This window comes from Bacillus sp. z26, assembly GCF_058313635.1.
Genome location: NZ_JBZFQM010000002.1, coordinates 1 through 25,018 on the forward strand (window position 1 = coordinate 1; position 25,018 = coordinate 25,018).

At 35.4% G+C, this 25,018-nt stretch carries 29 protein-coding genes and 1 pseudogene; 10 read left to right on the forward strand and 20 right to left on the reverse strand.

What is annotated here, in order from left to right; translation table 11 throughout:
* The first annotated feature begins 841 nt into the window (after positions 1 to 841).
* Together AC4G3K_RS05145 and AC4G3K_RS05150 are read left to right on the forward strand one after the other, a co-directional pair.
* Positions 842 to 1,720: a hypothetical protein gene (locus AC4G3K_RS05145; protein WP_491074955.1), complete on the forward strand. Its 879-nt coding sequence runs from the start codon at positions 842 to 844 to the stop codon at positions 1,718 to 1,720.
* Complete coding sequence (locus tag AC4G3K_RS05150; RefSeq protein ID WP_491074954.1) at positions 1,720 to 2,226, forward strand: Pycsar system effector family protein; 507 nt, start codon at positions 1,720 to 1,722, stop codon at positions 2,224 to 2,226. Before AC4G3K_RS05145 ends, AC4G3K_RS05150 begins: the two co-directional genes overlap by 1 nt.
* A 28-nt stretch (positions 2,227 to 2,254) precedes the next feature.
* Here the strand turns inward: AC4G3K_RS05150 and AC4G3K_RS05155 are convergent, their stop codons facing one another.
* The 5 genes from AC4G3K_RS05155 to AC4G3K_RS05175 all read right to left on the reverse strand — a co-directional run bounded on the left by AC4G3K_RS05155 (position 2,255) and on the right by AC4G3K_RS05175 (position 6,582).
* Positions 2,255 to 3,562: a nucleotide-binding domain-containing protein gene (locus AC4G3K_RS05155; RefSeq protein ID WP_491132664.1), complete on the reverse strand. Its 1,308-nt coding sequence runs from the start codon at positions 3,560 to 3,562 to the stop codon at positions 2,255 to 2,257.
* Positions 3,563 to 4,134: 572 nt separating this feature from the next.
* Positions 4,135 to 4,335, reverse strand: a complete 201-nt coding sequence (locus AC4G3K_RS05160; RefSeq protein WP_491074947.1) for a cold-shock protein — start codon at positions 4,333 to 4,335, stop codon at positions 4,135 to 4,137.
* A 358-nt stretch (positions 4,336 to 4,693) separates the two neighbouring features.
* Positions 4,694 to 5,356, reverse strand: a complete 663-nt coding sequence (locus AC4G3K_RS05165) for a hypothetical protein (RefSeq protein ID WP_491132665.1) — start codon at positions 5,354 to 5,356, stop codon at positions 4,694 to 4,696.
* 467 nt (positions 5,357 to 5,823) lie between these two features.
* The gene (locus tag AC4G3K_RS05170) at positions 5,824 to 6,024 is read right to left on the reverse strand and encodes a cold-shock protein (RefSeq protein WP_491074947.1); all 201 of its coding nucleotides are present in this window, start codon (positions 6,022 to 6,024) and stop codon (positions 5,824 to 5,826) included.
* Positions 6,025 to 6,420: 396 nt separating this feature from the next.
* Positions 6,421 to 6,582 (reverse strand): sporulation protein Cse60, encoded by a 162-nt coding sequence (locus AC4G3K_RS05175; RefSeq protein WP_491132666.1) that lies wholly within the window; start codon positions 6,580 to 6,582, stop codon positions 6,421 to 6,423.
* A 229-nt stretch (positions 6,583 to 6,811) separates the two neighbouring features.
* Here AC4G3K_RS05175 and AC4G3K_RS05180 point away from each other — a divergent pair, with 229 nt between their 5' ends.
* Positions 6,812 to 6,988 (forward strand): hypothetical protein, encoded by a 177-nt coding sequence (locus tag AC4G3K_RS05180; protein ID WP_491132667.1) that lies wholly within the window; start codon positions 6,812 to 6,814, stop codon positions 6,986 to 6,988.
* Positions 6,928 to 7,214 (forward strand): annotated as a pseudogene (locus AC4G3K_RS05185) (IS1595 family transposase); the annotation flags it as partial. The gene AC4G3K_RS05180 and the pseudogene AC4G3K_RS05185, both read left to right, overlap by 61 nt.
* Positions 7,215 to 7,373: 159 nt before the next feature.
* Here AC4G3K_RS05185 and AC4G3K_RS05190 read toward each other — a convergent pair.
* Positions 7,374 to 7,805 (reverse strand): GNAT family N-acetyltransferase, encoded by a 432-nt coding sequence (locus AC4G3K_RS05190; protein WP_491132668.1) that lies wholly within the window; start codon positions 7,803 to 7,805, stop codon positions 7,374 to 7,376.
* A 577-nt stretch (positions 7,806 to 8,382) separates the two neighbouring features.
* Between AC4G3K_RS05190 and AC4G3K_RS05195 the strand changes: the two genes are divergently transcribed.
* The gene (locus AC4G3K_RS05195; protein WP_491077158.1) at positions 8,383 to 9,183 is read left to right on the forward strand and encodes an alpha/beta fold hydrolase; all 801 of its coding nucleotides are present in this window, start codon (positions 8,383 to 8,385) and stop codon (positions 9,181 to 9,183) included.
* 457 nt (positions 9,184 to 9,640) lie between these two features.
* Here the strand turns inward: AC4G3K_RS05195 and AC4G3K_RS05200 are convergent, their stop codons facing one another.
* Positions 9,641 to 10,786, reverse strand: coding sequence for an acyl-CoA dehydrogenase family protein (locus tag AC4G3K_RS05200; RefSeq protein ID WP_491132669.1), 1,146 nt, complete (start codon positions 10,784 to 10,786; stop codon positions 9,641 to 9,643).
* 183 nt (positions 10,787 to 10,969) lie between these two features.
* On the opposite strand from AC4G3K_RS05200, the gene AC4G3K_RS05205 reads away from it, so the two are divergent.
* Positions 10,970 to 11,239 (forward strand): hypothetical protein, encoded by a 270-nt coding sequence (locus AC4G3K_RS05205; RefSeq protein WP_491132670.1) that lies wholly within the window; start codon positions 10,970 to 10,972, stop codon positions 11,237 to 11,239.
* A gap of 99 nt (positions 11,240 to 11,338) precedes the next feature.
* On the opposite strand, the gene AC4G3K_RS05210 is transcribed toward AC4G3K_RS05205, so the two are convergent.
* The 4 genes from AC4G3K_RS05210 to AC4G3K_RS05225 form a co-directional block, all read right to left on the reverse strand.
* On the reverse strand, positions 11,339 to 11,545 hold the full coding sequence (locus tag AC4G3K_RS05210; RefSeq protein WP_491132671.1) for a DUF1731 domain-containing protein: 207 nt from the start codon (positions 11,543 to 11,545) through the stop codon (positions 11,339 to 11,341).
* 2 nt (positions 11,546 to 11,547) lie between these two features.
* Entirely contained in the window at positions 11,548 to 11,784 is a 237-nt protein-coding gene (locus AC4G3K_RS05215) for an NAD-dependent epimerase/dehydratase family protein (RefSeq protein ID WP_491132672.1), read from the reverse strand.
* 118 nt (positions 11,785 to 11,902) lie between these two features.
* Positions 11,903 to 12,307, reverse strand: a complete 405-nt coding sequence (locus AC4G3K_RS05220) for a hypothetical protein (protein WP_491132673.1) — start codon at positions 12,305 to 12,307, stop codon at positions 11,903 to 11,905.
* On the reverse strand, positions 12,307 to 13,467 hold the full coding sequence (locus tag AC4G3K_RS05225) for a Tle-like phospholipase domain-containing protein (RefSeq protein WP_491132674.1): 1,161 nt from the start codon (positions 13,465 to 13,467) through the stop codon (positions 12,307 to 12,309). Before AC4G3K_RS05225 ends, AC4G3K_RS05220 begins: the two co-directional genes overlap by 1 nt.
* A gap of 150 nt (positions 13,468 to 13,617) precedes the next feature.
* On the opposite strand from AC4G3K_RS05225, the gene AC4G3K_RS05230 reads away from it, so the two are divergent.
* Positions 13,618 to 13,947, forward strand: a complete 330-nt coding sequence (locus AC4G3K_RS05230; RefSeq protein ID WP_491077155.1) for a DUF1433 domain-containing protein — start codon at positions 13,618 to 13,620, stop codon at positions 13,945 to 13,947.
* A gap of 62 nt (positions 13,948 to 14,009) precedes the next feature.
* On the opposite strand, the gene AC4G3K_RS05235 is transcribed toward AC4G3K_RS05230, so the two are convergent.
* The 3 genes from AC4G3K_RS05235 to AC4G3K_RS05245 form a co-directional block, all read right to left on the reverse strand.
* Positions 14,010 to 14,207: a hypothetical protein gene (locus tag AC4G3K_RS05235; protein WP_491132675.1), complete on the reverse strand. Its 198-nt coding sequence runs from the start codon at positions 14,205 to 14,207 to the stop codon at positions 14,010 to 14,012.
* A 145-nt stretch (positions 14,208 to 14,352) separates the two neighbouring features.
* A complete protein-coding gene (locus AC4G3K_RS05240) occupies positions 14,353 to 15,060 on the reverse strand; it encodes a Type 1 glutamine amidotransferase-like domain-containing protein (protein ID WP_491132676.1) in 708 nt (235 codons plus the stop codon).
* A 168-nt stretch (positions 15,061 to 15,228) separates the two neighbouring features.
* Positions 15,229 to 15,642 (reverse strand): hypothetical protein, encoded by a 414-nt coding sequence (locus AC4G3K_RS05245; RefSeq protein ID WP_491132677.1) that lies wholly within the window; start codon positions 15,640 to 15,642, stop codon positions 15,229 to 15,231.
* A 345-nt stretch (positions 15,643 to 15,987) separates the two neighbouring features.
* Between AC4G3K_RS05245 and AC4G3K_RS05250 the strand changes: the two genes are divergently transcribed.
* Positions 15,988 to 16,302, forward strand: coding sequence for a hypothetical protein (locus tag AC4G3K_RS05250; protein ID WP_491132678.1), 315 nt, complete (start codon positions 15,988 to 15,990; stop codon positions 16,300 to 16,302).
* A gap of 272 nt (positions 16,303 to 16,574) precedes the next feature.
* Here the strand turns inward: AC4G3K_RS05250 and AC4G3K_RS05255 are convergent, their stop codons facing one another.
* From AC4G3K_RS05255 to AC4G3K_RS05280, 6 genes are all read right to left on the reverse strand, one after another.
* On the reverse strand, positions 16,575 to 17,135 hold the full coding sequence (locus AC4G3K_RS05255; RefSeq protein ID WP_491132679.1) for an AAA family ATPase: 561 nt from the start codon (positions 17,133 to 17,135) through the stop codon (positions 16,575 to 16,577).
* Positions 17,136 to 17,328: 193 nt separating this feature from the next.
* Positions 17,329 to 17,931 (reverse strand): DUF2441 domain-containing protein, encoded by a 603-nt coding sequence (locus tag AC4G3K_RS05260; RefSeq protein ID WP_491132680.1) that lies wholly within the window; start codon positions 17,929 to 17,931, stop codon positions 17,329 to 17,331.
* A gap of 1,152 nt (positions 17,932 to 19,083) precedes the next feature.
* Positions 19,084 to 19,431, reverse strand: coding sequence for a DUF2178 domain-containing protein (locus AC4G3K_RS05265; RefSeq protein WP_491077148.1), 348 nt, complete (start codon positions 19,429 to 19,431; stop codon positions 19,084 to 19,086).
* Entirely contained in the window at positions 19,421 to 19,660 is a 240-nt protein-coding gene (locus tag AC4G3K_RS05270; protein ID WP_491132681.1) for a helix-turn-helix transcriptional regulator, read from the reverse strand. Before AC4G3K_RS05270 ends, AC4G3K_RS05265 begins: the two co-directional genes overlap by 11 nt.
* 316 nt (positions 19,661 to 19,976) lie before the next feature.
* Entirely contained in the window at positions 19,977 to 20,672 is a 696-nt protein-coding gene (locus AC4G3K_RS05275; protein ID WP_491132682.1) for a response regulator, read from the reverse strand.
* Between the two features lie 13 nt (positions 20,673 to 20,685).
* Positions 20,686 to 22,266, reverse strand: a complete 1,581-nt coding sequence (locus AC4G3K_RS05280; RefSeq protein ID WP_491132683.1) for an ATP-binding protein — start codon at positions 22,264 to 22,266, stop codon at positions 20,686 to 20,688.
* Between the two features lie 99 nt (positions 22,267 to 22,365).
* Here AC4G3K_RS05280 and AC4G3K_RS05285 point away from each other — a divergent pair, with 99 nt between their 5' ends.
* Positions 22,366 to 23,409: a DctP family TRAP transporter solute-binding subunit gene (locus tag AC4G3K_RS05285; protein WP_491132684.1), complete on the forward strand. Its 1,044-nt coding sequence runs from the start codon at positions 22,366 to 22,368 to the stop codon at positions 23,407 to 23,409.
* A gap of 205 nt (positions 23,410 to 23,614) precedes the next feature.
* Positions 23,615 to 24,898, forward strand: coding sequence for a dicarboxylate/amino acid:cation symporter (locus AC4G3K_RS05290; RefSeq protein WP_491132685.1), 1,284 nt, complete (start codon positions 23,615 to 23,617; stop codon positions 24,896 to 24,898).
* Positions 24,899 to 25,018 lie beyond the last annotated feature (120 nt).

Below are 25,018 nucleotides of genomic sequence, written 5' to 3' on the forward strand. Positions count from 1 at the left end.
TCATTCATGCTTTCATATCCATTTACATAACGTTGAACCGCTTGGATTCTTTGTTCAACAGTTGATTTTGCCATAAAAAAACCCCCATAAAAATTAGATTAGTGTCTAACTTTTACGGGGCAGTTCAATTCAGAAGGTGCTTTCTATCAGCCAAGCGGTGCTCGAACACGTATATCCAGACATATTATTAGCAAACTAGTTTTTCTGTAAATTCCGCCATAAGAACCTATTTATATCCTCAACATTAGTGATTCAGAAAATATTACAAATAATAAGCTTCATTCATTTCTTTATTCATTTTAAAATCTTGATATACAATTTTAATATTTGCTACCATTTTATCCTCTATACTTCTACGTAATTCAGTAATTTTATTACAATCTTCATTTAACAAATAAAAGTCAAGATTTTGGATTTTTGACATAATTTGATTGAACAATTTCACATTTACTTCTTTAGATTCATTAATTACAAATAAATCTTTAACTAAGTAATCAATCCATTCCGAGTTTCTTCTATGTTGAACCAATGCATGTAGACAATGTATCTATTAACCTTACTAAGCTCATTAGGGTTCAGGTTGTGCTTCTTTATGAGTGAAATAATCTTTTGAAAAGATGTTCCATAGATTTCCGCTATGTTCTGGTTTGTCATTTTATTTAATAAATCCTGTTCAAGTTTTTCTTTAGTTGGCAGCCTGATAATCACCTCATAATACTTCTATCTTGAGGATTTATTTTGTAAATAAAGAATGATACAATCTTTACAATGGATAAATCAGGAATATTTCTCCAACAAAGTTATACACACACATATTAGTAAGTATGGAAGGATGAAGTTTGTGGCAAGATTCAGAAATACAACACGACATATACCATCAAGATTAAATAGAGAGCTAATACTAAAAAGTTTAAACGCAGTAGATTTACAAAGACAATTTTCAAATATGAATCTTTTTCAAGGTACAATTGGTTCGTACAATAATTTACCAGGAGCAACAGTTGTTTTTGATTTATCTGGTTCATCTATGGACATCAGAAAGCATGGAGCAGTAAATTTTGTTGCTAAAACTCAATACATATTTACAAAATTAACAGATATTATCTATTCTAATTATGGTATTGTTGAAAAATTCCCCGGCGATGGAATATCTATGCATTTCCCTAGTATTTCTACATCTGAATGGAATCCTACCGAGACTTCCAATAATAAAGACTTTGATGGAAATAATTTTCACGAAATCGAAATAGATAAAGATGGCTTTTACGAATTAGATATTGATGAAAAGGAATTTAATGAAGAGTATTTCGATGATAAGGATTCAGATATCAAATATCCTAATATAGATTGTAACTCCAAAGTATTTTCAATATATTATGCTTGCGAGGCAATTAAACAAATGGATTATTTTTTACGAAAAGAAATGAATATGTCTAGAAATAAATATAGATTTACATTGACCTATGGCGAGGACACAATTGTTACTTCTTTCGGTAATTCAAGTCATAAAGAGTTTATAACAATTGGACATGCGGTAAATGTAGCTCATAAACTTGAAAAATTTGTTAAGGAAAAAGAGTTTTTTTTAGGAATGGATTCCTCTAGCAAAATACTTGTTAAACAATTGAATATCTTTTCTAATTTATCTACTTGTCTATTACCTAAGGATCTAAGCAGAAACAATAAATCAAATGAATACTGGTATGGGGTGAAATATTAATGGATTTAACAAATCCTAAAGAAGCAGATCGTTTATATGATTATCATAAACATAATCTAGTCTACATAGGAGACTATATCAAGTTTGCCGATGGTAAAGCAGGAATTGCCTTAGGAGCAACCTTAGTTATGTTGGGTTTCTTTGGAAATGAAGCAAAAGACATAGGATTTTGTAATTTATCAATTGCTAACTACTCTTTATTAACTGGACTTCTCCCTTTAATTGCAGCTTGTTATTTCTTTATTTGGAAAGTTCTTTGGCCTCGCTATACAACTAATACTTCTCTTTATATGTCATGGGGAGGAATCGGTTCTTTCTCTAACAGCCAAGCTTATGCAGACTATATTGAAGAAAAAGACGATATAGAATTCCTTCATGACATGAGAAATCAAAATTTCGTTCTATCTCAAGTCTGTATAAAAAAGTATCAAAATTTAAAATACGGGTTTATATGGTTAACTATTGGGGCTATAACTGAATGCGTAAGCTGGTTTTTTATTAAGTAAAAAGGACAAACCTATAGGTTTATCCTTTTTATTTGCTAGTTGTTTCTGGATGTTCAATAATCCCCAATTCTTTCATTATATTATTTTCATCATTAACAAATATACCAAACCTATCTTGTCCAATTAACTTCCCTTGAGAATTATAAAAAGAACACTCCATATAATGATGTCCATTATATGCTGTTTTTTGTTGGCACGTATATTTATTTTTGTAGTCTTCCATACCAAAAGTTAATCTGCTTTCAGATTCACTAGCTTCCTTACCTCTGTTTATTACTTTCCATTCAATTTTGCTAGGTTTTAATTGTTTTAGAGTTCCCTTTAAAACTAGTTTAAACCCTAATGCTGCCCCTTTTTGTATAGCTCTAGAATTACTATTTAATGGTAAGATATTTTCTAAATCCTCTGATACTTGAGCTTTTATTTCAAAATCTTCAGGTGATTTATACCTAGTCAACTGTTCTTTAGGTAGAAAGGAGAATGAGCTTAGATATTTTTCCCAATCAAAAATTCTCATTTGATAGTACGCTTTCAAATAAGTATCATTTAAAACATACTTATCCTCCTGTTTTTCCCCATCTTTAATAAACGTTTTAATTTTTATAAATTCATCCGGCAAATCCATATAAATAAGAACATTTTCTCCAATTAATATATTATTTCTCGGGGCTTTACTTTGGAGTTTGGCTGCTAAGTCAGTATGGATGCTTGTACTAGTGATTTCTGTTATATTACCTAATCCATAGGAGGACCATAATACTTGATGATCGTCACCTATATCAATGCCTATCCTAATACGTAAGGGCTCTAATCCATTTTCCTCAAAAAATTCACTTAAAGTATTTTTATTAAAGAACTGCATTAAAGAAGCAGCATTTAATGCATTGATAATAGCATCTGATTTTTTCATATCTTTATGACCGAAATAAGCAAAGACTGCATCGCCTTGCAACCGATGTATATGTCCATCAAATACCTGAAAAATTTCAATAGCAGACCTTAAAATCGCGTTCTTATAGAACCGTACAGTTGATAAAGGGAATTTCATGCCCAGTTTCGTGGAACCAGAAATATCCAAAAATACCGAGCATACATACTGACTTCTAGTATCTGTTTCTGATAAATCCTCAAAGTCTGGGTGAACTCCTATCGAATTCGAAAAAGGCACCTCATTCTTCCCAAATAGAATTCTTAATTGCTCTTTAGGAGGTAGAATAACATCTAAATCCATAGAATTCCCTATCTTTTCGAATACTTCATAATGAGACTTTTTCAATATTTCCTTTGGTACTTTCTGCGCAAACAATTGGTCAAATATAGGTTTTAATTTATCCATCTATACCCCCACTAAAGAAATGCGTATATAGTCATATTATACCACCAATAATTACCAAATTAGTATTAATAGATCAAATATTTTAGACACAGGTATATTGACGGGAATTTTAGAATTAATACTTGAAAGTTCAGATGCTATAGAATCCTTAATAGATTGAGGGACAAATCAATAAAGTTAATTGGATAGTTTAAATATATTATTCTAACACTCCAATTCTCTATCAATTTCATAAGCTCCTCTAGCTAATTCATGTAGTCTGTAATTATGCTTCTTCCTTGCTTCTCTCATGATAATCATCTAATAGTCTTTTAACGTAATATTAATGTTTGTATTAGCAACAAATAAAGAAAACGGGACTGGAACCAGAAAGATAGTTGGTTCCTTAAAATATTTATAGCTTGGATTTTATTGTATCTTCCTATGTTAGCGTTCATTATATTACTAGTTTCATATGTTTGTTGCAGAAACTCTATTCATTTCATGAATAGAGTTTTATTTTTATTGACCAAATTGATTACATACAAAAAAAAAACAGACCCTGCATATGCAGGGTCTATTCTAAGCTATTATTAAGCTTTTTGAACGTTTGTAGCTTGTGGGCCACGTTGTCCTTGTTCTACTTCAAACGTTACACTTTGACCTTCGTCTAAAGATTTGAAACCATCGCTTTGGATCGCTGAGAAATGTACGAATACGTCTTCTCCATCTTCACGTTCGATAAATCCAAAACCTTTATCTGCATTAAACCATTTCACTTTACCTTGTTCCATAATTGTTGCCTCCTAGTGTGTTTCCACACAATGTGTTACTATCCCTGCTCAAATACCTTAGACGAAAATCAAAAATTGTTTATCAATCTGAAACCGCCGAACAAAAATAATTCTTCTTTAGAATAACAGACATATTTTAAAATAGCAAATTATAAGACTCTTACCCTTTCATCTCCAGCTATCCTAAACATTGTGAGCTAAGCGGTACTGATAAAAAAGTGATATAAATATTCAACGTTATTCTCTTGTTAAGGAGTCTTAAGAATAAACAGAGAAAAGACGTGGGCTTCTTGCTCAACGTCTTCTTTGTTTAAAAATGAATATATAATGGCATTATTACTTTATATGTACTGTATTCTCAACCTCTTACGGGATTCGAACGGAAATACCCACCGCCCTCTTCGACTGTTAAGTTAGTACCAGGGTTATGATCTCCATCTCTGTAATATCCATTCACGTACGTACCGTCCTCGCGGTAATATCCTTCAACATAGTGTGGATCTACATGATTAACACCCGTGCTTTCACCGCTCGTTTCGGATACTTCATTAGCACTGGCAACATTCGTTCCATCTGTTCCATCGACTCCGTCAACTACATCAATAACTCCAATAGCTAATGCTCCAACTGCCACAGTAGTGAGTAAACCTTTTGCTCCATTTTTCACGGAGTCCTTATCCCCATCAAGGGCTCCCCCAATGATTTCACCTCCATTAACCACAGCAGTCTTAGCTGTATGAATAACACCCATTGCTGTTCTGCCAACTGCTTCACCCATACCATTTAATCCTTCATCTCTCTTTACTACATCATCTTGAACAATACCGGATATAGTATTAACGGTTCCTTCTGTAAATGTACCAAAAGTATCTCCAGCAAATGTAGAAGCTTTTCTTACACCACTTCCGATGTCTTCTAATACTTCTATACCTGATAATTCTCCAACCATTTGTATAGGTCCGCCTATTACTCCACCCAACACAGTTCCTGCACCTTTTCCTAAGTTACGTATAAATCCCACTTTAGAACCCCTCCTATTTTCCTATATTTTCTACAACCTATATATCGGAAGGGTTCATAAATTTTTAATCTAATATTTAAAATAGAGAAAAGTAATAAAGACTGACTAACTCTCTCATCTCTATAAACACAAAATGATCGTCATTTATTCTGAAAATTGTACTTGTATAAATACTGATGTTTTATACAAATAGAAACTTCCTGCCAAATTCACTACATCCAAATCTGTGATTAAAAACGCATGGACCATATACAGACAGAGTTCCAAAGAAAGTTATAATATATGTCTGTTTTAAATTAGGTATTATTCAAGTACTGTGCTATGCTTAGCCTACCATTTGATATTACTAGTTTCATATGTTTGTTGCACCGGCTCTATTCATTCCTTGAATAGGGCTTTTTTATTGATTAAATTAATTAAATGCAAAAAAATAGACCCTGCAGATGCAGGGTCTATCATAGCTTTTATTAAGCTTTTTGAACGTTTGTAGCTTGTGGGCCACGTTGTCCTTGTTCTACTTCAAACGTTACACTTTGACCTTCGTCTAAAGATTTGAAACCATCGCTTTGGATCGCTGAGAAATGTACGAATACGTCTTCTCCGTCTTCACGTTCAATAAATCCAAAACCTTTATCTGCATTAAACCATTTCACTTTACCTTGTTCCATAATTGTTGCCTCCTAGTGTGTTTCCACACAATGTGTTACTATCCCTGCTCAAATACCTTAGACGAAAATCAAAAATTGTTTATCAATCTGAAACCGCCGAACAAAAATAATTCTTCTTTAGAATAACAGACATATATAAAAATAGCAAATTATTAGACTCTTACCCTCTATAAACACACTAGACCTTGCGAGTTAATCTTCTTTAAAAGATAATGTTTAGTTGACAAATTCAGGCATGGTTCAATACCGAGCATAACGGAAATTCACACACGTACTGAAGCAACTCAGCTGGCATGAGCCCGGTAGAATACCTTCTTCACACCAGCAAATCAGCTGCTTGTTAGGGACTCTGACTTTTTGGGGGCACATCAATATTATTAGGTACTTTTTGAAATTTTAATTATACATAATAATAGCTGCAAAAGATTCATCTTTACCATCGTAAGCACCTGCAAATTTAATATCAATTATCTGATTAAGTGATAAGTCACTTAAAGCTGTATTAATCTTACTCTCTAATATGTTAGTATCGGATGCTTTTACTACTTTTACTTTCATATATAAACACCACCTTTCGCTCTATACATTCGACAATAGGATATGTTTTCCTGCTAAAGAAACGCACCCTATAGGACGCTTGCCATTTATTGTTTACCTCTTATTTCTTTATTATTAAATATTTCAAATTAACCCTACGCTTAATTTGAAAGGCTGTTTTCGCATTTATTGTTGCTATTTTGACCAAACTCTTTGTAGGTGCCAAAATACTGCCACAGGAGGTTTTAGAATGTGGAAAGATGTTTATGCTGATTTTACTAATTTGCCAAAACACGAACAACTGATACTGTTTAACCTTATAAAAGAAGAATTCTTCTCAGATGAAGAGGAAGAAATGAAATATGCATTGATGCCGTTATTGGGGATTATATCGACCCATCTTCTTTGTTATGCACAGATAACGTGACCAACTATATAAAGTTCGCTCTCATTAAGGGGCTTAAGCGCGAGACGATTAATCTGAGTAAAGAGGGATATGTCAAAAAAAGTATAATTCCATCTTCAGCACGTCAACAGTTATCACAAGTGATTGAAAGACTGGATGCGACGGTTTCCAAGGTATGGCCACAAAGTACTTGGACAACTACCTCTATCGGTTCAACTTTCTTCAACAGAGTAAAAAAATAGCGACTTAGGAACGAGTAAATCAAATATTTTTAAGTGCGTGTCAGTAGCCTATTTTGATCACGGTTAAAATTTTTACGTGAGGTATAAAAACAGCCACCTCCATAAGAAAGTGACCCGACTCGTTATTGGACTAAAGCCTTAGTTTTCACAATAACTGTTAAGCTTTATTTATTCTTTAGGTCTTTTTTTAAGTAATAATGTTTAAAATTTCCACCTGCATTATCTATACTTCCGTATACTTGATAACCATTCTTTACATAGAAATCCAATGCTTGAAAACTCAAAGTATCTACTTTTATGAAATCACATTCTTTTTCCGTAGCTATTTTCTCAAGTTCAGATAATAATTTAGTTCCATAACCTGATTTTCTTATGTCCTCATCTATCATAAAAGTATGAATCTCCAACCAATTCCAACATATCTCACTAAGTACTCCACCACGAACATTACCCTTTTCATCCTTGAGAAATAAACAGATTTCTTCATATCTACCTCTCAAATCTTTTGGAAAGTGCTCTAAATTAAATCTGTAAAGTTCATCATCAATATATTGTTTATCCTTATCATTTAATTCTTTACTTATATAAAGTGTCATTTTACATTTCTCCTGTTTATCCTTTTAATTTATAATTCTAGCAATAATATTTTACAGTTCTCTGTTACACTGCCCCGTTTTGTTCAATATGCTACTTCAAATCTAATTTTACCATAAAATGGATATTGATTGTCCTTTTTTATTTAAAACAAACGGCGATTTAAAAAGACTCAAACCAAGATATATCAAAAGTTTGAGCCTTATTACTATTTAATAAGATTTTTTGGGGGACAGCATACATAAATTAGGTTTGATGATATCCCCTTTAAACACTTTCAACATCTCCAGATAATTTAACGATGATTGTATTTCTTTACAATGATGAACAATTACCCCATGAATAAATCCCTTGCCCTGCTTATTCCTTTTGCGACTGCCTGATCATTATTAGCCACATGTTCAACCTTGCCAATTTATCAAGTTCAGCTTGAAATGCTTCATCATCATACCCTCATTTTTCATTAAGTAAGATTGTGATTGAAAGGTAAGCATTACGTGGCATATATGTATACATTTATGATTCACCTGATGAATAGTATATTTTTGTAGACACTTTATTGATACGGGGGAATTGAATGTGGGATATTATGTTAGTGTTGAAGAGGACGTCAATTTGTATGTGGAAGATTTAAATCCTGAAGGCAATATCCCAATAGTGTTCTTACATGGCTGGCCATTAAGCCATGAGCAGTTTGAGTATCAGTTTAATGTTCTTCCGTCATTAGGGTACCGTTGTATTGGAATCGATTGGAGAGGGTTTGGGCGGTCTGACAAACCACTGCATGGCTATAATTATAATCAACTGGCAGATGATTTAAGGCAAGTAGTAGAGATTCTTGAAATAAAGGATTTCACTCTCTTAGGTCACTCCACGGGTGGGGCAATTGCTCTGCGATATATGTCAAGGCATAATGGTCATGAAGTTTCCAAGCTCATTCTTGTAGACTCAGCAGCTCCTACTGGGTTTACCGCAGAAACGGCGGAACACTTACTTAACTTATCCTTGAATGATCGGCCAAAAATGATGCGTGAAGTCACAGAAAGCTTTTTCTTTCAAAATATCACCAATCCATTCTCTGAGTGGTTTTTTCAATTGGGATTACAAGCAGCCGGCTGGTCTACAGCAGCTGTAATCAGGATGCTAAAGAATGAGAAACTATATGAAGATTTACCAAGAATTCATGCCCCAACATTAATTATTCATGGTATTCACGACAAAGTTATACCATTTGTACAGGCAGAAGAATTAAAGCAAAAGATAAGAAATTCAAAGCTTGTCCAGTTTTATTATAGCGGGCATGGTCCTTTCTGGGAGGAGCGAAAAAAATTCAATCACACGGTCAATCAATTTATTGAAGGAAACTTACATTCTCAGTAACTATAAAGAAAGGGAGACTTCCCTCTTCTCTTTTTTGTCATCCCGATGTTTCGCAATACTGACGTTTTCTAAAGAGTCTTTTACTATGATTAAGTCAGATGCGAATGTAACAGAGCCAATAATTTCAATAATGAAACCCATATAGAAATAAAGAAGCTGGAACAGAACAAAACTTCCACTCTAAAGCCGAATAATTAGTAGGTATTCAACAGCAGAAAAAAAATAAAAACCGAACTATTCTGATACTCTATCAAGATAAGAGTTTTAGAAAATAGTACGGTTTTTTATTGACTGAATACCTTTTGTCCCAGCCTCCCTTGATTCTTAATCTATGCTTATGACTCGACTCTGCAGATTCACTTTCCTGTAATTCATGAGTCCATATGAATCGGTAATAGTAGATGCTCTGATATTTGTGAACTTAATTTGATAGTTACCATTGATTGGTCACGACATTCTATTCTTTTGAATTCTCCAACGCACTCTTCGCCAGTAAGCTCAACGCGGAATCGTCCATCGGAGGATTATGCAGTCCAGCTCTTACATCACGATAATATCTTTGCATAGGATTTTTCCTCTGCAGACTTTGGGCTCCTACAATTCGCATGGCTATATCTACGATTGAGATTGCCTGATTGGTTATCGCTGTTTTGACAGCTGCCAGTTCAGCACCCATCTGTTCCCGTTTCTCTGGATACTGATCCCAGCGATCAGCAACTGAATACAGAAAGCTTCGCGATTGCATCAGTTCAAGCTCCATTTGTCCAATTTTAGCCTGAATATGAGGCAATTCCGAGATAGTTCCGTTTAAGCTGTTTGGGGAGTATGTTTTTGCAAATTGGATGGCATAGTTACGCGCACCAGTTGCAATGCCTAAATAACAAGCAGGTATATGTAACAGCCAGCCTGAAGCTTTTCTGGAAGATGCTTTTTCCACATAATCTTCTTCAGATAACACGACATTTTCAAGTATTAAATCATGGCTGCCAGTCCCCTGCATGGAAATCATATCCCAAGTTTCTTCGATGCTCACACCCACCTGATTTTTATATATTTTAAACCAACCTATTGTCTCTTCATCAGGAATCCAGGCACTGACAAGAATGATATCCAGTGCCGGCGCCAGCGAGGTGTACGTTTTTTTTCCATTCAAAATCCATTGACTGCCTTCTTTGCGCGCAACCGTCTGCGGTCTTCCACCCCTTGTTGGGCTGCCTGTCGCTGGTTCCGATGCTGCACGATTGACCAATGCTCCTTCAGCAACTTCCTTGAATAGTTTGTTTTTATTCCAATCAGTCCAGGTTTCGTTTTCTAAGAGCTCCAGTACCACCATATTGTGCCACCCAATCGCGAGCGCAGTTGAACCGCAATGTTGAGCGATAATTTCCTGTCCATATAAAAAGGTCATTAACCCTTCCCCGGCCCCTCCATATTCTTTTGGCAAGGTTAGGGTTGTATATTTTATTTTTTTCAAATCATCAATATTTTCGGCAGGGAATGACCTTTCCTCATCATATTTTGGTGCTCTTTCAGAAAACTTTTTCGCAGCTATTTTTAATGGTTGCAAAATATTCTCTTGTTGCTTTGTTTTATAATCCTCCATGATGCCAGCTCCCTTATCGAATAGTACTATTCTGGGTTGAATAGTAAGGTTTATATGTTTATCATATCACTTTGTTTTTTCTATACCCATTGCCAAAGCATATATATCCTCTCTTCTGAGCAATAGCCCATGCAAAATTTAACCATGTGCATTAACTAATTATATAGAAAGGAGAGAGAACAATTGAGCAGAGAACATGATGAGGATTTCTTTGAATATGCTTCTGACCTGATTGGTGAACAGGTTCAGGTTATTACTGTTGAGGGTTCATACTATGGAGAATTGAAAAAATTGAAAAGCGACTTTCTATTGTTGCTTACAAGTAATCGGGGTCAAAGCAGCATAATAGCCATACGCCTAAAAAAAATAATTGGAATTTCAAAAAACCTAGAAAGAAAAAGGCCTTTATTTTTGGCCCACAACTATGGGGAGAAGAACAAGAAGTTCGTATAGAGGATCAGCATGATGACGTTCAATTAGATGATGACCATGAATTCCATCAAGATAAATGAAATAACTAAGGGACTCTGTTTTCACTTCAGAGTCCTTTTTCTATTTCACTAATTGCTTTAAAGCAGAGTTTAAATCTGGATACAAAAATGTGTATCCAGATTTAATTAATCTTTTAGGAATTACCTTTTGTCCCTCCACAATTAACGTAATCATCTCTCCCAAAGCCATTTTCAAAAACATGGAAGGAATCATTATCCAGTGTGGCTTATGAAGAGCTTTTCCCAGCACCTTCCCGAAATCAGCCATTTTCAGTGGATTTGGGCTGTAAAATTAACAGGACCAGATACTCGGTTATTTTTAATACAAAATAAAATGGCATGAGCTGTATCTTCTACATGAATCCACGAATACCACTGTCGGCCTGAGCCTAAATTACCGCCTGTACATAGCTTATATGGCAGTAATAATTTTGGAAAATCTCCCTCATTGGAACCCAGGATTAAACCAAAGCGGGCAAACACAACTCTCACGCCGAATTTTTTCACTTTATCGGCTTCATTGTCCCCATCATAAACATCAAAATCGTTCTCACTGAAAACCCTATGTTTGTTTTTCAAAATTAATTAAAAAAATGTCAAAATACCTTAGGTTTTTTCAAATTAATTAGAATCCTCTTTTTCTGCAGGTTGAGACTATTAGCGTAAAATCCTGTTCCAGCAGCCAAATTTCATCCCTGGTATTTTCAAAGTTCTCTTCAACTTTCTTTGATGAGGCCGCTTCATAATTATCTTCTATTTCTCGTTTTAAATGATTTGCCCCTATTGAAAAAGTACGGCTTGAATCTTCCCCCTTCCTTCTTAATTGCTCTTTATGATTTTCGATATGCTGTTCAAATCGACGATTAAGCTCTTCTTCCATATTATGCTTCTGAATCTTTCTCTGAACACTTTCTTTCATCACATACAGGGTATTGAGCATGGATTCTTTAATGTCGTCGAATTCATCTTCTGTCTTATCCTCCCACTTACTAATCTGCTTATTAATAGATGCTAATTCATCATTAAACACTACCGCTCCCCTCCGAACCAAAGAGATATTTTTCTATCGAGAGTACCTGTTGTTTCAGCAGCTTTAATTAAATCATCAAGGAACATATCCATCTTCTGTTCAAATTTCTTTAGCTTCTGGCATAGATCCATACCCATTTCTACGTCAATAAAATAATAATCCGAACCTTTCACAGTCATAGCTTTTTCTTTAAAGAAATCGGTTACATCATGTTCACTTAAAAGCGGATATTTTCCTGAACCATTTACGTTCGCTAACATGTCTTGATAAATTTCTCTAACTGCGTGCGCTTCATCTTCTATGTAGTGTTCTATCGTTTTACGCCAATCTCTAATTAATTCTAAACGGGGCTTGAATGTTTTGATGGCTTTTATTACCTCATCCGGCTCCATTTTAAATTGAATGCTTCCATCTCCGCTATTGAATTTACTAGAGTATGTACCCATAAAGTGGCCGGCAATCGGATTCCACCATGGTAGAGATTTTTCTTTCACAGCAGTCATATATTGTTTACCAATTAAGGGATCGCCCCCGTCATATTCGCCAATTAAATCTTTTTCATGTGTGTAGTCTCTAATTGTATCCTTTGTCTTCCCTCCATCTACCATTTCCTTAGCATCATCGCTTAAAAGACCATATACGTTAGGAGCGGCAAAGGTGGTGGCTTCACGTTTCTGTTCAGCAGCCACATATTGCGCCATTGCCCCACCTAAGCTATGCCCTGTATAACTAATCTTAGCCTTCTTATATTTATCAGATATCTCATTAGAGAATTTAATCGCTGTCTCAAATTGAGTTTCTGTAGTAAATGTACGAAAGTCTCCAATAGCCGTTTCTATTGTAGTAGGAACATACTTACTATTTAAGACTACCTGTAGACCATCAGCGGTTATATCACCATCCCATTTACCAGCTTCTGTTCCACGATATGCAATAACTATTTGCGAGGTATCCAAGGATTTACCGTCTGAAAGAACAGGAGCCAGCGCTATTCCTTGGGCCCCGTTTTTTTCATCCATCGTCTGTAGAACACGCCATTTCACATCCCTTTTTTTTATTTTAATATCGTCTCCTACTTCTAAATTTGGCTTATAACTCTGTTCCGCGAAACTATAATACTCCAAATCTGAAATCTTTCTTGAAGTGTAAGCTAATTCCATCTTCCTACCCCTTTTAACTTGTAGAATTTACCATTTTGTATTAATATTAAACCATAAATTCTATAAAAGGGAAAATGATACATGAGAAAAAAGTCCATTATTATTGGTGCTATAGTTATTTTATTGGCAGTATTAGCAGGAGGTATGTATATGCAGAAAAAAAAGGTGGAAAAAGCTGAAGCTGAAGAAACTACCTTTTGGGAGAAACAGAAGCCAAGAATCGAATTATTCTTCCGTTACAACTTCAAAGATATTCAAACCATTACTTACACAGAATCAGGGCAAACTCCTATGGGGGTCTATATTGATGGCTACTTAAATGATAATCCGAAATATCGTTTCTCAGCAGATGTGCTTGGAGATGAAGACGAATTCAATGGGAGTGTAAGCTTTTCAAAAGAAGTGCGAGAAGATCTGGTGAAACCAGGAATCGAAAAAGATGTTGATGAAATATTAAAGGAACAAAAAGAAAGTCAGTAAATATACTGACTCTTCTTTTTTTATTCTGCCGCTTCAAAGAGCATGGTTTTGTCATGTAGCTTTTAGATTTTTTGATTTTTTTGCTTCCTTACTCCAGTTGCATCATACCACCTCTTCCGCCTTGTAGAATTTACTATTTTTAATCTAAACAGAAAGGACGGCCATCCATGTCTGATAACGTGAAAAATAAAGACACCAATAAATAAGGCTGCCAATTCTTTTCCGACAAATCCACTTCCTCCTGCAATCGCAATTTTCATTATTTACACCCCATTTATCTCCCCACAATCGAATTAGTTAAATTTTCCGACTTTGTGCTACGTACTATTTCACTCTTCCTTCGATTATGGAGATAAACATTTGTCTGGATTTGATTATGTATACAAAGCTATAGGTTTTATCTATTTAAAAAGAATTCTCTCCTAAATAATAGGCTGGAAGAATCGTTTCTTGAATGGAATTTTCAACTATTTCAACTTTATAAGCTGCTGCGTGTGGACGTGAGCTAACCACTTTGAATAGTTTGCCATTCATATAATGAAGCCCTACTCCGTCATCAGCGGCAATCCCTGGTTTTAAGAGCCTGTCCTTAATCATCTGCTGATAAGCTGGTCTTCGATTCGTTTCACCATCATAATGTGGTGAATGACTTCCCGCCAATATTCCCAGAGCCTTTATTGGTTCTAATTTCTCACCATAGGAGTCTGTTATTCCATCCTCATACCAGCAAATCGCACCTGCACTGATCCCACATAGTAATATTCCTCGTTGATAGGCTGTTTGAAGTATATCTTCCAAACCCCATTCTTTCCAGAGAATCAATAAGTTCTTTGTATTTCCTCCGCCAACATATATAATATTCTGCTCGAGAATAAAATCTCGTATATTTTCTGTAGGTGGCTTAAATAAAGATAGGTGGGTAGGTTCGCATTCCAGCCCACTAAAAAAATCATAAAATCGCTTGATATACCCTTCTGCATCCCCGCTGGCTGTCCCAATAAAACATATTTTCGGTCTTTTAGCAGCAACCTGTTTCAATATATATTGATCCAATAAAGGATTATCCGGTTCCATTGAAAAACCGCCACCCCCTAAAGCAATGACCTGTTGCATACCCATTCCTCTCTTTAAGTCCTTTTTTATAAATTAATACCCTAAATTGTTGAAAACCTTTTTGGCTGAACTTAAATTTAGCAAACTTTTATAACCTGTTAAAACAAAGTCTGAAACATATATAAACCAAAAGAAGCCTTGCTTTGGAATAGGCGTAGCACGGCTCAATTAAAACATAAGTGATATAGATTTACCTTCATCATTAGAGTTAATAGTTATTAGATTTTGACTGGACGGGTTTTTATCTAAGTATATGAGATAGGCACCTGGTTCCATATTTAACTCAACTTCCCCTTTAAGGTTAGTTTTTATCTTTAGTGGTTCAACCTCCTCTTTCTTTTGGTTATTCTCGATAAATACATCAGTTTCACGGAGGCTTTTTCCAGTTGAATCCAAAAGCACAAATTTTATATTTACACTTTTCCTAATGAAATTTCTTTCTGACGAGTCAGCGGTTTGTTTTGGAGGCTTGTTACTTAAAAATGATTCATGATCTCCAGTAGCATAAAAAATGGCATACAGATAGATTGAAAAGACTACTATTGCATAAAATATGAGTTTGAACTTTGCTATCATATTCACATCTTATCGCCCCTTCAATCCTTAAAAAAATAACTATACGTCTACCTTCTATACATTATATTTCCATTCTTAAGGTATCATTCCCTTCCAGTATTATAAATTAATATCGGAAATGCTATTAAAATGATTAATTATATTCGGTATTTCCTTTAGTTGAAACTTCTCTCAACTTTTTTGGTGTTTTCATATTTTAATCCATTTTATTTAAAGAGAAATTAAATTAAAGTATTAATAACTATTCAGCAAATTAAATAGCCAACGTATAATTTTTGTGAATTTTACAAAAATTTGTAACTTTGTTAAAATTATTCCGTACTAGTTATTAAATATAGGAGGTTATATTGAATGAAAAAAATCATACAGTGGGCAATGATTACCTCGATAATCATTGGAGCAATTGTTTGGATAGCAAGTGCAATCATACCTTTTTCTTATAGTGAATGGAGCTTCTTTATAGGTTTAGGTATAACTGTCATTATGTTCCTCTTTAATAGCAGCGGAGGATATTTATCGAAGGGAGCTACTCTAGAAGCAAGTGAAGCGACCTGGCAAGTACAGAAGGATAACAATGAGTTGAAAGTTAACGTGGGCGGAGTATTTTATGGGGCAGTTCTGTATACAATTGTTAGTTTAGTCGTTATGCTCGTCATTTACTTTTAACCTATTTTTAATGCTACAAACAAGCCATTTCACAAAGAATGGCTATTTTTTATCCCCTCACTACCTACGATGATTTGTAAAAATACAATCTATGAGAAAAATACGCTTATAATATCGATTTTCTGGTAAACTGCTACTTTACTTCTATATGATATTCATCAAAAATAGACATTCATCCTTTGGGATCAATGCCACTGTTTTTATCAGCAAGCTTTTTATATAGCTAAGTTCCCACTGTACCCTTCGTTAAATGGGATTAAGTATTTTCAATACTATAAGCAGAAGTTCTCTCTGATGATATTTGCCACTTCTTGCGCATCCAAGTTTGTATTGTTTATTTTTATATAGTTTAAATGTTTAATTTCTCCTTCTAAAGAATTCAATCTGTATATCTCCATCGACTTTTTCAACTCATCTTCAGACCATTCGATATCCCTTTTCGATGGCTTATGTTCAAGTCTATTAGAACTTTTATTTCTCTTAAGCCTTTCTTCTAAATCAGCCTCAAGTTCCACAAAGTAAACAGTTCCTCCTCTGGACTCAAACAACTGAGAAACCTGATTAACATAATCCCAGTCTTCTTGCATATTAAATGCCCAAACATATGTGAAAATCATTCCATCCAAACTGCTTTTTGATACTTCTTCAAATATCTCTTGACGAAACAAATTGACTAATCTCTTTCCTTCTTTAGTGTCGTAGTCAAAGAAATGATTAACCAGATCAATTGTCATATGATTATGAAAAAGTTTCAAATTCGTTATCTTCGCTAATTCTTGCCCGACTGTCATTTTACCAACCGCTTGCGGTCCAAATACAAGAACAAATTTCATAATCTCTCTCCTATATCCATAAGTTATATTTTAGTTATTTTACCATAAATAAACAAATGGATTAAATATGACCTTACTTATTCCATAATCCGTATTGATCTAAAATGTTTTATCTGAATAAGAAAAGACGGTCCATTTTCTAGTCTTGATTTAAAGAAATAAAAAGTACGTCTTTTTATTCAAACTTTCCTAACTAAAATTTACTTAAGGCGTAATCGTGTATAATTTCCACCACTTCAATTTTTCCGTTAATCAATAGTTCGGAAAGATTGTTTTTTAGATTACCCTTCCAATATTCTCTGGCTTGTTCAATTTTTTTTGAGAAAGGAACTCCATCTGCCTTTGGTAAAAGGTCTCCATCACCCTCAAAATAATTTCCTGCTACTCGTAACTTAACAATCTGAAGAACTTTTCGGTGGTTAGTATCAAATAACTCTTTCCATTTCAGAGCATCTTCATAGCTTTTTGCAGCATATAAGCAAGATAATCTTGAGGGATAGACAGGATATTCTTGCAGTCTAACCATTTCTGCTATCACTTCTCTTATTGCTCTGATTGTTTGATCCGCATAATCTACAACTACCTTGGCATTCTCTGTATTCAAGTACAAGCCTTCATTTGTAAAATGACTGAATAAAACCTGCATAAAGTCTTCGTCTTTAGAATTTAATATTTCCCTTTCAAAAAAGAAGCGATATAAGGTGTTTTTTTGGTTCCTATCAAAATTAATAATCTGTCCAATACTCATTTCTTTATTAGTAACAATATGATAAGCATAAAACTCGGTCTCTTTCATATCCCTGCCCCCTGTTTAACTTCAACAAATTGGCTATATATATTCCATCACATCTGCTGAGAATAGTTGTTTAAGTTGCTCTGTAACCTGCTCCCTTAGAAATAAGACATATTAATGTTTATCACGAATTTCATTTAAAAGCTCTATGACTATAGCATTTTGTTTTTCCATCGACTTTAAACTCTTTTCTATCGTACTTGTAGACACAACTATTACAATTAGAATCGCTATTCCAACAAAGAACAATCTAATCTCCTCCAAATCAATAACTTTGTAATACTTTTCCATTTAAATCATTCAAATCTATCCTTATTGCTAACCATCCCCTTTAACTGCATAAAAGAGATGCCCCACCCTTGATATCGGAGTAATGCCTTCGTTACTTTAAGTATTTTTTTCATAAAATTTACTCAAACACATTTCATTCATTACTGAGGGCTGGCCCTTTATCAGCACAAGAAAAGACCGCCAATTTGACAGTCTCGATTTTCTGTTATTCCTTTTTCGTAATATAAAGTTGACCAAAACGTGGAATAAAAGATGTATGCCTCCGACGGGATTCGAACCCGTACTCCTTTCGTGAGCATAGGTTAGGGAGAACACGCTTCCCTACGGAATTTCACCGACAGGAATTTCACCTGTCTCAGCTAATTTGCTTTTCGGTGCTTCTGAAACCCTTACCTTGCGACCCGTTTATACAATTGTTTTACGGCGCTCTTCCCTTCTTGAGCTACAGAGGCGTATTTATAATTATTATATAGTATCAAATTGGAATTGAGTATCCTCGTTTAACAAATAATGGTTTTTGGCCTTACTTAATACTCGAACTAACCTTCCCTTAACAGCATGAGAAAAAAATACCAAATTGACAATCTAATGCTCTGTTGATCCTGGTAGTTCCAACCTAAACCTACATTTTCGCTTAGGGAAGATTCCCCGTTTTTAAAAAAAGACTGCCCGATAGCAGTCTTTGATTAGATTTAATCCCTTTGCCTTGATTAAGTATGATAATTTTTCATGAACAACAGTTATTGATCCCCATTGTGAACTGTCTCTTAATAGTGATCAATCATAGCAGGCACAATAGATATTAGTTTTTGAGTTTAGATGATGAAACTTTAAGCATCTGTTACTCTTGTTTAGTTCCTTCGTTTAAAAATCTCTTTTATATCGAATAGCCAGATATATTCCTGAAGCGATGAATGCAAAGGAATATTTAAATAAGAAGAAAATTTGCCACATATATTCTTTCGGGAAAATTATGTCACACAAAATGACTGCACCTAACATAATGAAGGTACTTTTTAAGTGTATGGGATTAGTTCTTTCGTCAGGTTTACCTATTTTTTTATAATATACGTATATCAGAATCGTTCCCACTAAAAGCAATACAAACCCGCTGCCAATAAGCATATTCCAATTACCAGTTGATTTTTCCGCCCAGATTTTTAAGGGATTAAAAATTGTATTTGATATTTCCGATATAGACTCATTTTTCATTTTGATCACTCCCTTTCACATAAGTAAAAATATCGTTAACATCTACGTCGAAAAAATCAGCTATTCGAAAAGCTAAAACAAGAGAAGGAGAGTAGTTATTCTTCTCCATAACATATATGGTTTGTTTAGATACTCCTACAGCGTCAGCTAATTCTTTTTGGGACAATCTTTTTAAAACTCGATGCTCATATACTTTATTTTCAATGTAGTCCTCAATGCCTTCTTTCAAGGTCAACACCTTCCTTTTTTAACCATAAACATACAATATACCATACTTATATAAAGGTAAAGTAAACTTATACAAAAGAAAGATATTTTTATACAAACTAAGATAAAAAAAGGACAAACTCTAATTTTAGAATTTGAACCATTTTACATTTTTAATAAATCAATAACTACAATAAAAAAATGATCTAGATATGTTCTTTCAAGTAATATTAAATACAAGTTAAATATCACTCTACAAAATTATTTGCTGTTTACTTCCGAAAAAGGGTATTAATGCTTATTGAATCAACACCCCCATAGCTTCTTATCCAATTAATCTAATTTTGATAAATTTCTTGATACCGGTTTACAGGTCGGCCTATTCCGCCATACTGTAAGACAATTTCAACTTTATTTTGCTTTTCAAGATAATCTAGATAGCGGCGTGCTGTAACCCTTGCCAGTCCAGTTCCTTCAGCAACTTCTTCTGCTGAAATTGGTTTCTTTTTCTCTTTGATGAATTGAAGGATTGTCTCCATTGTTGCCGTGTTTAGCCCTTTAGGGAGTACCTCCTTCTTCATTTTATGCTCCTGTTCAGGTTGCCTGCGTAAAAGTCGGTCCAATTCTTCCTGAGTCAATTCCTTTTTCTGTTCGAATTCCTGCCTGTACGCCTTATATTTCTCAAGTGCTTGCTTCATTCGCTCAAAAGTGAATGGCTTCATAATATAATCAAATGCTCCGTATTGCAGGATTTCTCGAATTGTCTGCTGATCATTAGCTGCCGTAACGACAATGACCTCAGTCGAAATGACCTTTTCCCTAATTTTGCGGATTGTTGCGTGCCCATCCTGTTCGGGCATGAATATATCCATTAAAACAAGTTCTGGTTTCAAGTTTTCTATTAGTTCAATTCCAGACTTACCGTCCTGGGCATAACCAACGACATGAAAGCCTTCGATTTTTTCAATAAACCCACGATTAACCTCACGCACCATTGGATCGTCCTCTATTAGTAAGACAGTAATCGGTTTCATTTATTTTTCCCCCTTAAAATGTAATGACGATACTTGTCCCTCCTCCAGGAGAACTATCCACTTCAATATTGCCGCCGCCTTTGGTGACAATTTCATTGATCAAGTACATGCCAATCCCATGCCCTTCTTCTTGTTTGGTTGTATATCCATTTTTGAAAAGATTATTAATGGCAGCTTCATCCATCCCAACTCCATTATCCTCCACCAAAATGGATGTATATTCTTCCGTTTGGTCTAAACTAATAGAAACTTTACGCTCTTTTTGACTTATTTTATGTACAGCCTCGAACGCATTCTCCAAAAGATTTCCAATAATGACAACAAAATCATGATGGTCGAGTCCCTTTGGAAAATGGGTCCACTTGCTATTCTTATCTATTTCGACTTCGATACCTAGTTCTTTCCCATGACTAACCTTACTAAGAAGCAGACCAGATAGATTGTCATCTTTAATACGATCATCCAGGAAATCAGTGAGCTTTTCTTGTTCTTCTTTAACATGGAAAATATAGTCCATTGCCGTTTTATATTTACCAAGCTGAAGCAAGCCTGCGATTGTGTGCATCTTATTTTTATGTTCATGGTTTTGAACACGGAGAGCCTGAACAAAAGCCTTAACTCCTGTAAGCTCCTCGGCAAGCTTTTTCACATCTGTTCTGTCTTGAAAGACTGCAACCGCTCCAATCGTTTTACCCCTTACCTGAATAGGAATTCGATTACTCAAAATGGAATGCTGATTGACTAATAGTTCTTTATTATAGACTGGATGATTATAGTCAATGATCTCTGGCAATCTTGTATCAGGCAGCACATCATAAATATTCTTGCCGATTAGATTTTGCTTATCTACGCCAAGGATATGAAAGGCCTTTTCATTAAAAATTGTAATGGCCAAATTATTATCAATAGCGATGATTCCTTCGTGCATAGCATTAAAGGTTTCATTCCGTTCAGCATACAGCCGGGCTATTTCGTGCGGCTCAAGTCCAAACATCTGGTTTTTAACATGCCGTGCAAGTGACCAAGCTCCCCAAGCTCCAAGTAGCAAGGAAAAACCAATAGCCATGATGATTTCAATCCTTGTTCCCCATACAATTTCCCACAGTGTTGGGGTCAGATAGCCTGTGATTACAACCCCAACCTGGTTATGTTCATCATCCATAATTGGAACAAATCCGCGCATAACTATGCCTGCTCCCCCACTCGCCTTAGAAACATAGCTGTGTTCTGTAAAGGCAGCATCCTCATCTGCCGTTTTTGACACTGTACCAACCATCTTTTTAACCGGATGGGACAGTCTTATACGGTTATTATCGAGCACAACAATATAATCAGCATTATTGATCACCCTAATACGTTCCACAATTGGGTTTATTTCTTCCACTCCGCTTTTGTCACCGTCTTCTGAAAGCAGCTTCTTCACCTCAGGCAATTCAGCAACCGTTCTTGAGAGAAGCAAGCTCCGTTCGCTGATTTCATTCTCCTTCTTTTCCATGATACTTTCGAGCACAAAGATCCCTGCAACAGCGAAAGAACAGATAATGATAAAAAAAGTCATGGTCATAATCTTCCAATGGATTGATATTTGCTTCATGCCGAAAACTCCTCGAGTAACTTTTTTCCATTGTACCACCAAAAAACATGGTAGAATATTGAAAAGAATATTTTTAGAATAATATGGCGGGGATATGATATGAAAAAATTTTTGATAGCAGCGGTTTCCATCATTGCTGTGCTGCTTATATACATGGGGGTTCGGCATGATTTATGGCAGAAAGCAAGCTTACCAACTGATTTTGAACAAGAGGGCTTAAACGAACAAATTGTCATCAACTTTAGTCATGTTGTTGCCGAAAATACGCCAAAAGGGCTCACCGCTGATAAATTTGCAAGTCTAGTCGAAAAAAAGACCAACGGAGCCATACAGGTAGAGGTATATCCAAACAGCACGCTCTACTCTGATGGCGAGGAACTGCAAGCTTTACAAAATGGCGATATCGAGATGATTGCTCCCTCCTTCTCAAAAGTGACAGACTGGATTCCCGAATGGCAAGTACTCGATCTGCCGTATTTATTTGAGGTTCATAATGATATAGAAAAGATTTTCAGAGGTCCTATAAAGGAAGATTTATTAGCCATGCTTGATGAATATGATGTTAAGGGTTTGGCCTTTTGGAATAATGGATTTAAACAAATTACAACGGCTCATTCCCCTGTTATACTGCCAAATAATCTCGATGGACTTACCCTGCGCACTATGCCAAGCGATATGCTCAATAGACAGATGAATCTCGTTGGGGCTGAGAACCGAAGTGCTCCCTTTGACCAGGTTTATAGATTGTTAGAAAAGGAGGAGCTTGACGGTCAAGAAAATACGATTTCTAACATCGATTCTAAAGGCTTCTATCAAGTGCAGGATCATATGACTCTAACCAACCACGGTATTCTCGGTTATGCAGTCATGATTAACAACGGATTTTGGAACAGCCTTTCAAAGGATTTACAACAGGCAGTCACCGAAGCTATGGAAGAAGCAACAGCTTGGAACATAACGCAATCCGAGCAAATGAACAGAGAATCCTTAGCGAAATTGAAAGCTTCCGCTGAACTTGAAATCCATCAACTAAGTGAAGAAGAACTACAGCAATGGCAGCAAACTTTCAAGCCATTGTACGATTACTATGAAAACCAAATCGATGAAAAATTGTTAAAAAAAATCGAAGAGTCAATTGACTAATAAGACCTACACTTTGGAAGGTCTTTCTTTTACATATAGATTAGAAGTTGATTAATAGGAATATGCCCATTCTGCTTAGGGTACACTTTTTGACCAAAAAGACCAAAAAGAACTTTAAAACCATAACCCCAAAATTCCTTTTTTATCCTTTAAGATAAAAATAAATTTGTAAGCGCTAACAAAAAAACAGAAAGAAGGGTTGGCTTTGAAAATCTTTAAGAATCTGACTGTCCAAGTGGTCACCGGTATCATTTTGGGGATTATGGTAGGGGCCATTTTCCCTGAGTTCGGTGCCAGTTTAAAAATCCTTGCTGATTTATTCATAAAACTGATCAAAATGCTGATAGCTCCAATTATCTTTTTGACTGTAATCATTGGGATTGGAAGCATGGGAAACCTAAAGAAAATCGGAAAGATTGGTGGCAAGGCTTTATTGTATTTTGAAATTGTATCCACTCTTGCTTTAGCTATCGGTATTATTGTCGTAAATTTTGTACAGCCTGGAAGCGGACTTAATACAGAGAATCTAAAAACTGGCGATGTATCTCAATATACGGCACAGGCTGCTGAAACAGATCAGGGCTTCGGAGCATTCATACTGAACTTGATTCCTGAGAATGTTGTCGGCGCCCTTGCTTCAGGGGAACTGCTTCCGGTCTTGTTCTCAGCGATTCTATTCGGACTGGCTGCTGCTTCTTTGGGCGAAAGAGCCAAACCAGTTATTACCTTCTTCGAAATAGTAGCTGATATATTCTTTAAGATTGTCAATATGGTTATGAAAATATCCCCTATCGCCGCGTTTGCTGCAATGGCTTATACAATCGGAAATTTCGGTCTTGGATCGCTTGTTTCACTAGGTAAATTGATGGGATCTGTTTACCTCACGATGTTTTTGTTCATCGTCTTTGTCCTCGGCTCCATTGCAAAATATTATGGTTTTAACATCTTTAAGTTCATGGTCTATATTAAAGAAGAGATTCTGCTTGTTCTTGGCACATCATCTTCCGAATCTGCCCTGCCAGCAATGATGCGTAAGCTAGAAAACTATGGCTGCTCAAAGCAAGTCGTCGGTTTGGTCGTGCCAACTGGGTACTCCTTCAACCTTGATGGCACATCTATTTATCTATCAATGGCCGCTATCTTTATTGCCCAGGCTTACGGGATTGATTTGACCCTCTGGCAAGAACTGTCCTTACTAGGCATATTAATGCTAACCTCAAAAGGCGCTGCGGGAGTTACAGGTTCCGGCTTTATTACATTGGCCGCTACTTTGGCTGCTTTTCCGATGATTCCGGTAGAGGGAATAGCATTATTAATCGGTGTTGATCGTTTCATGTCTGAAGCACGTGCCATTACGAACCTGATTGGCAATGGCGTAGCAACTGTAGTTATTTCTAAATCAGAGAAAGAATTCAATCCTGATTTTGTGCCTGGCCAACAGGCCGAGGGTCACACTGCAATTACTCCTAAAGAAAAGCTAGATTATTAAACAAATCAAAATAAGACAAGCCGGTATTGAATCTGCCGGCTTGTCTTTCTGTTTAAACTAACATATTAAAAAAGGTAGCATTCATATCACAAAATATAAGTCATACCATTAAAGTAAACC